Here is a 10,629-nt window from a genome sequence, read left to right as displayed (position 1 = left end):
ACGGTTTCTTCGTTCTTCATGGTAAATTCGAGGATATGTACAACAACGCTGCCGAGAAGGTTGACGAGTTGGCGGAACGTATCCTGATGTTGGGAGGCGAGCCGGAGAACAAGTTCAGCGAGTACCTGAAAGTAGCCCGTGTAAAAGAGGTATCAGGCGTATCCTGTGGTGACGAGGCGTTAAAGAATATTCTTGATACGTATGGTCATTTGATCGATGAGGAACGTAAACTTCTTTCCTTGGCATCCGGGGCGGGAGATGAGGCTACGGTCGCTTTGATGAGCGATTATCTGAAAGAACAAGAGAAGTTGGTTTGGATGTTAGTAGCATATTCAACTTGCGATTGCAAGAAGTAAAAAAGGTGATTCATTGCGTTTGGAGAAGGTCGGAAGTGATTCCGGCCTTTTTCTGTTGGTGCCAATAGGGGTTTTTTATTGTTTCATGTCTTATTCATATATGTCGTTCGATTATTTTATCAAAATAAAAAGTATATGAAAAGAGTTGTATTATTTGCGATGGTGTTAATGTTGGGTGTAATATCGGTACAAGCCCAGTGGTCGGTAGTTCCGGAAGCGGGTATGACAGTGATGAAGGCGGGTCCAATGGTTGATTGGAAACCGAGTTGGAAGATTGGGGTAGGAGTGGAATATCAGTTGAAGCCGGAATTTCTCTCTCTGAAGTCAGGTTTGTATTATACGCAAAGGGGATATAGTAATGACAAATTTCCCGGATATGGATATGGGTGTTATTGGTGGGCAGTGCCGGGACCTACTTATGATCCGTATGGATATGCGTATGATTACTCAAATAAGGTGACACGAAATTTCTTGCAATTACCGATTATGGCTAATTTCTCATTCAAATTAGCTGAGGATATTCGTTTGAATGTTGGAGTAGGCCCTTATATAGCCGTAAGCGTATTGGATAAAGGAATGTTCGGGGGATGGTCTGTCGCTTCGGAAGAATCCGCTAAGTTTTATACCCATGATCCCTGTGAAGGGCTTCGTGCTTTTGATTGGGGGATAAGTGCCACTGTAGGTGTGGAAATAAAACAATGCTTTATCAATTTTGGCTATGATGTATCGTTAGGTAAAGAGTATAAGGGAGGATCGATCGAGGCGAATTACCATACTTTGGCTCTTACCGCAGGATATAAGTTTAAATTGGGTAAATAGAAACCCAAGTTCTATCGCAAGTCTTCTTGCTGATCGTTTAAATATAGATTTTATCTATATATGTATAGGAATTATCTGTTTGACAGTTGTTTATATTTGCCATATCTTTGCAATATAAGAAAAACGAAAAGTATAACAATTAAAAAATAGCAGTATGAAAACATTAGATTATCTTCATTTAGATGCGTCAGCGGTAAGTAACGTAGTAGCAAGCTTGAAACAATTATTGGCGGATTACCAAGTATTCTATACGAACCTTCGTGGTTTCCACTGGAATATTAAGGGACACGGTTTCTTCGTTCTTCATGGTAAATTCGAGGATATGTACAACAACGCTGCCGAGAAGGTTGACGAGTTGGCGGAACGTATCCTGATGTTGGGAGGCGAGCCGGAGAACAAGTTCAGCGAGTATTTGAAAGTAGCCCGTGTAAAAGAGGTATCAGGCGTATCTTGCGGTGATGAGGCGTTAAAGAATATTCTTGATACATACGGTCATCTGATCGGTGAGGAGCGTAAACTTCTTTCCTTGGCATCTGAGGCAGGCGATGAGGCTACGGTCGCTTTGATGAGCGATTATCTGAAAGAACAGGAGAAGTTGGTTTGGATGTTAGTAGCCTACTCAACTTGCGATTGCAAGAAATAAAAATAGTAGATTCATTGCGTTTAAAGAAGGCCGGAAGAGATTCCGGCTTTTTTGTTCTATGATATTTATGCTCTGCAACATACTTAACACCTTTTTACATATTTCGTATCTTGTTTAAATTCATCACTGCTATATTTGATTCAAATCTGAAACGCAATTTCAAATATGGAAAACACGCTACCAAATATGGAAAAAGTGGATGAGAACTATAAAGTGCCTAATTTAGAGAAGGGCATTGCGGTTCTTGAGTACCTTTCCTTGCGGTCGGCGGGGGAAACATTGCAAGATATTAAGTCGGCGCTCGATATATCGCAGACCACGGCTTACCGTATTTTGAATACATTGGTGCGGCTGGAATATCTTAATTTTAGTGAAGACACGAAACGCTATAAACTTTCCCGAAAATTATTGACTCTTGGTTTCAGATCCTTGAATGAACACAATCTTTTAGAGACCGTCTTGCCACATTTGCGTGATTTACGTGATCAAGTGAAAGAGACCGCTTGCTTTGGTGTCTTGGGAGATGAGAAAGGGATTTTTATCGAACAAGCGCAAGGACATCATACGTTCCGCTTCGTCCTGTCGCCGGGAAAGCCGTTTGAGTTGCATTGTTCGGCTCCGGGAAAGGCGATTATGGCTTATTTGCCGAAGACGGTGCGAGATCGTTACCTGTCCTACATGACGTTTACACGGTATAATTCCCGGACGATCACTTCTCGTGAGGCCTATCTGGAGGAATTAGAAAGGGTTGGCAAACTGGGGTATGCCATGGATAATGAGGAGGAGCTGAGCGGCGTGATCTGTGTAGGCGCCCCGATCTTTAATTATACGGGATATCCTTGTGGAGCGATTTGGATCTCCGGCCCGAAAGACCGCTTATCGAAAGAGGTGGTGAAAAATACGGTGAAGGCGATCAAGGAGGTTGCCGGGGTAATCTCGAACGAACTAGGATTTAGAAAATAAGGAATACAAAATATACCATGAACACACGAAAATACTTGATAAAAAACTCATTGGTGGCTTGTCTTGTCGGCTGTTGCGTTTCTCTCGCTTCAGCCGGCAACCCACCTTTCTTTACTACGGATGCCGTATTGAACGCAAAGGGGGAGCTATTAATGACACAGAAAGGAACGAGACATCTGGATATCTTTTCAGCGGACGGTAAGAGCTTGCTTCATTCGTTTCCGTTTGATGAGATCCCGACCGGATTGCTTCCGGATGGGGATAAGGTGTATGTGACGACCTTCGAGAACACCGGCCGCCTACAAGTTCTTTCCTTGGAATCGGGTAGGGTGGAAGCGGCCATACCGACGGGATCGGGAGCCTGCCATCCGATGTTCGGGCCGGATAAGAAACATATATATGTATGTAATCAGTTCGATAATTCGGTGGTCGAGGTAGATCCGGTGATGCGTAAGGTAGTCCGGAGCGTGAAAGTGTTGCGTGAGCCTAAATCGGCGGTATTCAGCAAGGATGGCAAGTATATGTTTGTTACGAATTTCCTGCCCGCACAACGGGCGGACGTGGATGTGGTGGCCGCTTGCGTATCGGTAATCGAGATGGATGGGTTTACGAAAGTGAAAGATATCCAATTGGCGAATGGTAGCAATGCCTTACGAGGGATGTGCATCACGCCGGACGGGAAATATATATACGTGTCTCATAACTTGGGACGATTCACGGTGCCTACTTCCCAGCTTCAACAAGGTTGGATGAACACGAGTGCTTTTAGCGTGATCGATGTGGCGAAGCAGGAATTCGTTGGGGCGGTATTGGTGGACGAGCCGGATCGTGGCGCTGCCGGTATCTGGAGTATCGCTTGCGATGACAAGCATATCTTTATCACGCATAGCGGTACGCATGAGGTAAGCTTGATCGATCATCCGGCGATGTTGGCGAAGTTTGAGTCTTATAAGGATAAGAGCCGTCTGGATTACGACTTGAATTTCTTGTATGGACTTCGTGAGCGAGTTCCCTTACAAGGAAACGGTCCCCGAAATTTTATATTTTCGGGAGATAAGTTGATAATCCCTACTTATTTCGCCGATATCTTGAATACCGTCGATATAAATACATTGGAGGTAACGGCTACCGACATGAATCCGGGTCGTACGGAAACGCCGGAGAACAAGGGCGAGAAATATTTTAACGATGCGAATCATTGTTATCAAGGCTGGCAGAGTTGTAATGGTTGCCATCCGGGGGATGCCCGTACGGACGGGATGAACTGGGACTTGATGAATGATGGAGTTGGTAACTCGAAGAATTGTAAGAGCATGTTGTATTCGCATGTGACTCCCCCAAGCATGATCTCGGGTGTTCGTGAGAGTGCGGAATATGCGGTACGTGCCGGTTTTAAGTTCATCCAGTTTTTTGAGCCAGAAGAGGAAATGGCGAAATGTGTGGACGCTTATATGAAATCCTTGCGTCCGGTGCTTAGTCCGTATTTAGTAAATGGGGAATTATCGGATAAGGCGAAAGAGGGAAGAAAGGTGTTTGAGAAACTGAAATGTGGCGAGTGTCATAGCGGTCCTTATTATACGGATATGAAGATGCACCGTATCGGCGAGGATATCGAATTTGAGAAAGGGTGGGACACTCCTACTTTGATTGAGGTTTGGCGTACGGCTCCTTATCTGTTTGATGGGCGTGCGGCTACCATGGAAGAGGTGTTCGAGGTCCATAAGCATGGTATCGATAAAAAGGTCTCCAAGAAAGATGTCGAGGCATTAACGGAATATGTAAACTCCCTGTAAAATAAAAGGATATGAATTATTGTGAGAAAATACATTATACGATATTAAACACTGAGCCGGCTGAGTTCGCGGTTATGGTGGACGATCTATTGTCTCAATTACCTCAAAACGAGGTGATCATGAGACTGGCCTTTTTCGGTACTCCGGGTACGAATGAGGAATACGTGGCACGCCGGGTTTTGCTGCGGGAGAAAATCCGTCGGTATTATGGGGATTGCGAACCGGCTTTGAGCTATGTCTCCCAACCGCCGCTGAACGCTCCTTTGCTGATGGAGGTACATAGCTATGTGCCCGATGCGCAGGATCGGATTACTTTCCGTCATTATCAAGGTGTTCCTTATGTCTTGTTGGAGAATGCCTCGGGACGTTTCCTTTTTGCCGGCGGTTTTCAAGGGGATGTACTCCATTTTGGTATAGAGCCTCAGTCGGTGGAAGCTTTCCGGTTATTGGGGGATGTGCTCCGTCGGGAGGGTTTTCCGTTGAATAGCATTATCCGTCAGTGGAATTATATCGAGCGTATAACAGCTTTCGACGGTCAGGACCAGCATTATCAGGCGTTTAATAACGCCCGGTCTGATTTTTATAGTAAAACGGAATGGACGAATGGTTATCCTGCCGCTACGGGTATCGGGGCGAATCTGGGAGGTATCTTGATCGATGTGGATGCCGCCGTGTTTACTACGCCGGATGCTTTCGCTACGCCGATCGATAATAAGTTGCAGGTGGCTGCCCATGCGTATTCGGAACAAGTACTGGAAGTTGCCCGACAAAAGAAGACGACTCCTAAGTTCGAGCGTGCCAAGAGTATGTCTTTTCAGGATCGTAAATTGATTTATATCTCCGGTACAGCCGCTATCCGTGGTGAGGAGAGCTTGAAGGGAGTAGGGCTGGAACGTCAATTACGGATCACGATGGAAAATATAGCGGAACTGATCGCTGACGCTAAATTGGTTAAGTTACGAGTCTACTTGAAGAATAAATCCGACTACGAGGAGGCTGAGCGTTTGATGAATACCTACGGATTAAATATCCCGATCTCTTATATGTGGGCCGACGTTTGCCGGGATGAGTTATTGATCGAGATCGAGGGAATAGCGATACGTTGAAACAGATAGTACTAACAAATATACACAAAAACAAATGAGAAAAGGTTTGAACATGAAAATGGCGGCTATGGGATTGGCGTTGGCATCTATGGTCGCATGTACGGGAAAGACAACAACAGACGCTACTTGTTGCGCCGCTAACGGGGAGGGTAATTGTCCGGAAGGAACTTGCCGCAAAGAATGCACGAACGCATGTAATACTAACAATCAAAAAAATAGAACAATGGCTTATTCAAAGAAGTACACGAACGCCGATTTTTATAAAGACGGCAAGTTTCAACAAGATGTCGCTATGGAAGCGATGAAAGATATGTTTGCTTTCTACGATGTTCCTTTCACGGAGTTGATGGCGAAAGATATGTGGGTGACAGACTTTGGTTTGGGTGATTTCGAGAATGTAGGTATGGGTGGTATTTTCTGGATCAACGATCCGGAGTATAAGTATTTCGCTCACGCTATCTATTTGTTGCCGGGCCAGATGATTCCGGAACACGCTCACGTAAAGACTGACTTCCCTGCTAAACATGAGTCTTGGATGGTAGAGAAGGGTTGGGTATACAACTTCTCTGAGGTAGGTGACGAGACTCCGAACGCCCCGGCTATCCCTGCTGGACACGGACCGATCAAGAGCAAGAATTTCGTGGTTCAGAAGGTCGGCGACGTATTACGTCTGAAGAAATTGGAGACATTCCACTTTATGATGGCAGGTCCGGAAGGCGCTATCGTAGATGAGTGGGCATGCTATCACGACAACGCTGGCTTACGTTTCACGAACCAGAAGGCCGCTTTATAAAAACCTCTAGGGTTATGCTTCGTAATTCTAAGGGTTGCCGATCGTGATCCTTAGGGTTTCAATAAACAACCTTCTAAATTTAAATTTAATACATGAATAAATACTATATAATGGTATCACTCTTGTTGTCGACCTCTCTTCTTGTTTCGGCAGGTCCGAAGCAAAAGAAGGTGGATAACTGGATTGACGCCTCAGTAAAACAAAAGTCTGAGCTTCGTGCCTCTTTGGTGAAGGCGAACATGCCGATCATGTCGGCTTGGATCAAGGCGAAGCAGAAGGCTGTCCCGATGTCCGCCGATTTGACGGGGCTGGATCAGTTGGTGCTTGTTACGGCTGCCGGACCGGATGGTACGGATTGGGATTGGGGTACATGGGCGAACGCCCGTTTAATCAAGGCGGACGGTAGTTCGGTTTGGTTGGATGAGTTAGATCCTGATTATTGGGTTTCTGGCTCGGGCAGTATCCGCAAGAATACGGATTTATACGGGAATCCTTTGTTGATCGGCGGTAAGAAATACGATCATAGTGTATTATGCCATGCCAATGGCGTGATGGTGTACAATATCAATAAGGAATATGTACGCTTCGAGGCTGAGGTGGGTTTGGCCGATCAGTCGACGGTAGGTAGTGTATTCTTCCGTATCATGAATGTTTTCCCGAAGGAGGAGGCCGCACGTTTGCTAGCCGCTTATCCGAAGGAATTGGGGGCCTTAAACGCTAATATCGATGGGTTGGAGAACTGGTTGACCGCTAGTGACGCTTCCGCCGAGCGTGATATTGTCTTGAATTTGGCTTCTCGTCTGAAAGACGCTGCGTATGTAAAGAACGCTGTTAAGCAGATCGAGACGGAAAAAGATATTGATACTCAGATCCGTGAGTATTTGAAACTTTATGAGAAAACTCAACGTATCTGTAATTTACAGAGCGACTTGAGTTGGTTGAATATGGAGGCGATTCGTTTGGCTTTCAACGATATGAAAAAGTTGAAAGGCTTCGACGCCACTAAATATCAACCGGTTCTGGATGAGTTGGAACAGCAGGTAAAGAAAGGTTTCGATGGCATTTATAATGGTGATGAGGCCGCTTTGGTTAATGCCGAGAAAGCGATCGCGAATAAACGTACGATCTTGCTGGCGAACCCGTTCTTGGATGGTGATAAAGTCTTGGCTGCCCGCTTTAAATTAGGTGTAAACGCTCATAAGGCAATGGCTCCGGATTTGGGTACGCAGGGTAATAACTGGAGTAACCAAGAGTCCGCCCGCCGTATGGGCTTCGACGCCGATATCGTGGAGTTGAGTAATTTACGCGGGGAGGATGTACAGGTACGGTCGATCTATAAACCGGAAAACGGTTCCTCTGTCGCCGACTTGCGGATGCATTGGGATGGCGATCGTGCTATGTTTACCCAGACGATGCCCGATAAGCGTTGGAACGTATTCGAGGTGAAATTGGATGGTACCGGTTTCAAGCAATTGATTCATAATGAGGAGCCGGATCTGGAGTTCTACGACGGAACCTACCTGCCAGACGGACGTATCATCGCCAACTCGAATATCGGTTATCAAGGCGTGCCTTGTGTAAGCGGTGATGACCCTGTCGGTAATATGGTACTTTATACGCCGGACACGAAGAGCTTGCGCCGTCTGACTTTCGATCAAGACGCAAACTGGAACCCGGTAGTGATGAATAACGGTCGTGTGATGTACACTCGTTGGGAGTACACGGACTTGACGCACTATTATTCCCGTATCGTGATGAACATGAATCCGGATGGTACGGAGCAGAAAGCGCTGTATGGTAGCGGATCGATGTTCCCGAACAGTACGTTCGATATTCAGCCGTTGCCGGGCCACGGTTCCGCTTTCGTGGGAATTATCTCCGGTCACCATGGTATTGCCCGTTCCGGTCGTTTGATCGTGTTCGATCCGGCGAAAGCCCGTAAAGGCGCCGCTGGTATGGTACAGGAGATCCCGTATCGTAACCGGCCGATCGTGGAGGAGATTAAGGATGAGTTGGTAAATGGCGTATGGCCGCAGTTTATCAAACCGACTCCGCTGAATGATAAATATTTCTTGGTGGCCGCTAAATTAGATCCACAGGATTTATGGGGTATCTATTTGGTGGACGTATTCGATAACGTGACTTGTTTGCGTAAGGTAGAGGGTGAGGGCTATATCAGTCCGGTTGCCGTACGTAAGACACAGACTCCTCCGGCTATTCCGGACCGTGTGAAATTGAATGACAAAGAGGCTACGGTCTTTATTCAGGATATTTACGAGGGAGAGGGTTTGAGAGGCATTCCCCGGGGTACGGTTAAGTCTCTTCGTCTGCACGCTTATGAGTATGCTTACGTGAAGACTACCTCCGATCATAACTGGCATGGAATCCAGTCCGGTTGGGACATCAAGCGTATGTTGGGTACGGTTCCGGTAGAAGAGGATGGCTCCGCTATCTTCAAGATCCCGGCGAATACGCCGATCTCTATCCAGCCGTTAGACAAAGACGGAGTGGCTATCCAGTGGATGCGTAGCTGGTTGACCGGTCAGCCGGGCGAGGTGGTATCTTGTATCGGTTGCCATGAGGACCAGAACCAGATTCCTATCCCGAAACGTGTGATGGCTTCGCAGAAAGCCCCGCATGCGTTGACTCCGCCGGAAGGGGGGACCCGTTCGTTCACGTTCGATCTGGAGATCCAACCGATCTTGGATCGTGCCTGTATCGCTTGCCATAATGGTGAGGGTAAGGCTTTCGACTTGCGTGGGGGCAAGAAGGATAAATTAGGTTATGGCACTTCTTACTTGAATCTGCATCCGTATGTACACCGTCAAGGTGGCGAGGGTGATATGGTGGTTCTTCAACCGTATGAATATCATCCGAACACGAGTGAACTGGTTCGTATGTTGAAGAAAGGGCACTTTAACGTGCAACTGACGGATAAAGAGTGGAAAACCCTTTATAACTGGATTGATTACAACGCTCCGGATAAGGGTTATTTCAATGCGAATGTGCTTTCGAAGGATATCATCCCGTATCAAGGCTTTGACCAGATCAAGCGTCGTAAAGAGTTGACGGATAAGTATGCGAATGGCGCAGGCGTGGATTGGAAGAAAGAGATCTCCGATTATGCCGCTTACTTGAAGGGTAAAGGTGAGATCAAACCGGAGATGCCGGAGAAATTGGCTCCTGTCAAGGAAAAAGAGTTGAAGGTGAAAGGTTGGCCTTTCGATGCGGACCGGATCAAGGCTATGTTGGCCGACGAGAAGGAAACCCGTAAGGAGATCGAGTTGGCTCCGGGTATCAAGATGACATTTGTTCGCGTTCCGGCCGGACAATTCGTAATGGGTAGCTATCGTGGGCAATCCGATACTCGTCCGACGGCGAAAGTGAAGATTGACAAAGCTTTCTGGATGGGTGAGTTGGAGGTTACGAACCAGCAATTCAACGTGATTTTCCCGGATCACGACAGCCGTTTCGTGGATCAGCAATGGAAGGATCACGTGGTTCAAGGATATCCCGCTAATAAGCCAGAGCAACCGGTAATCCGTGTAAGTTACAATGACGCTATGGATTATTGTAAGAAGCTGAGTGAGAAAACAGGCTTGAACATCACGCTTCCGACCGAGGCGCAATGGGAATGGGCTTGTCGTGCCGGTAGCGATCAAGATTTCTGGTATGGCGATATGAATGCGGACTTCGGTAAAAAGGATAACCTAGCCGACGTAACCACGCTCCTGCTTGCCGTAAGCGGTATCGACCCGCAACCGATGCCTAAGACTTCTTATTGGTACAAGTACTATACTTACTTACCGAAAGAGGAAGGCGTGGATGATGGCAATTTGGTTCAGGTGGGTGGTAAGCAATATGAAGCGAATCCGTTCGGTTTGTATTGCATGCACGGTAACGTGGCGGAATGGACACGTTCAGATTACTTGCCTTATCCTTACAACGAGAAATCGAAAGAGGTTTCCGAGTATAAGGTGGTTCGTGGCGGTTCTTATATCGAGCGACCGAAATTCTCGACGGCTTATACCCGTAAAGGATATTATCCGTACCAACGTGTATTCAACGTAGGCTTCCGGGTAATTATTGAGGACTAATAGACAAGGTCTATTTATAGATAGATAACATGGATGCGGCAAATTAATCGCCGATTCTT

General features: G+C 46.5%; 8 protein-coding genes. All 8 read left to right on the top strand.

What is annotated here, in order from left to right; translation table 11 throughout:
• Positions 1-356 (top strand): Dps family protein (locus tag DW033_RS01560; protein WP_233554118.1); only part of this gene is annotated, 356 nt, incomplete at its 5' end.
• Positions 357-491: 135 nt separating this feature from the next.
• Positions 492-1,175 (top strand): outer membrane beta-barrel protein, encoded by a 684-nt coding sequence (locus DW033_RS01555; RefSeq protein ID WP_034531327.1) that lies wholly within the window; start codon positions 492-494, stop codon positions 1,173-1,175.
• Between the two features lie 154 nt (positions 1,176-1,329).
• Positions 1,330-1,818 (top strand): Dps family protein, encoded by a 489-nt coding sequence (locus DW033_RS01550; RefSeq protein WP_008772444.1) that lies wholly within the window; start codon positions 1,330-1,332, stop codon positions 1,816-1,818.
• A gap of 165 nt (positions 1,819-1,983) precedes the next feature.
• Positions 1,984-2,781, top strand: a complete 798-nt coding sequence (locus DW033_RS01545; protein WP_005863050.1) for an IclR family transcriptional regulator — start codon at positions 1,984-1,986, stop codon at positions 2,779-2,781.
• 17 nt (positions 2,782-2,798) lie between these two features.
• Positions 2,799-4,574: a YncE family protein gene (locus DW033_RS01540; protein WP_122382323.1), complete on the top strand. Its 1,776-nt coding sequence runs from the start codon at positions 2,799-2,801 to the stop codon at positions 4,572-4,574.
• A gap of 11 nt (positions 4,575-4,585) precedes the next feature.
• Positions 4,586-5,680 carry a hypothetical protein gene (locus DW033_RS01535; protein ID WP_005863046.1) on the top strand — a complete coding sequence of 365 codons (1,095 nt, stop codon included), beginning with the start codon at positions 4,586-4,588 and terminating at the stop codon, positions 5,678-5,680.
• Positions 5,681-5,714: 34 nt separating this feature from the next.
• A complete protein-coding gene (locus DW033_RS01530) occupies positions 5,715-6,473 on the top strand; it encodes a hypothetical protein (protein ID WP_005863044.1) in 759 nt (252 codons plus the stop codon).
• Between the two features lie 110 nt (positions 6,474-6,583).
• On the top strand, positions 6,584-10,570 hold the full coding sequence (locus DW033_RS01525; RefSeq protein WP_233554117.1) for an SUMF1/EgtB/PvdO family nonheme iron enzyme: 3,987 nt from the start codon (positions 6,584-6,586) through the stop codon (positions 10,568-10,570).
• The last annotated feature ends 59 nt before the right edge of the window (positions 10,571-10,629 follow it).

The organism is Parabacteroides sp. AF39-10AC, assembly GCF_003635405.1.
Classification (GTDB): Bacteria; Bacteroidota; Bacteroidia; order Bacteroidales; family Tannerellaceae; genus Parabacteroides; species Parabacteroides distasonis.
The sequence above is the reverse complement of the archived record's forward strand: the minus strand, read 5'-3'. Positions and strand labels throughout refer to the sequence as shown.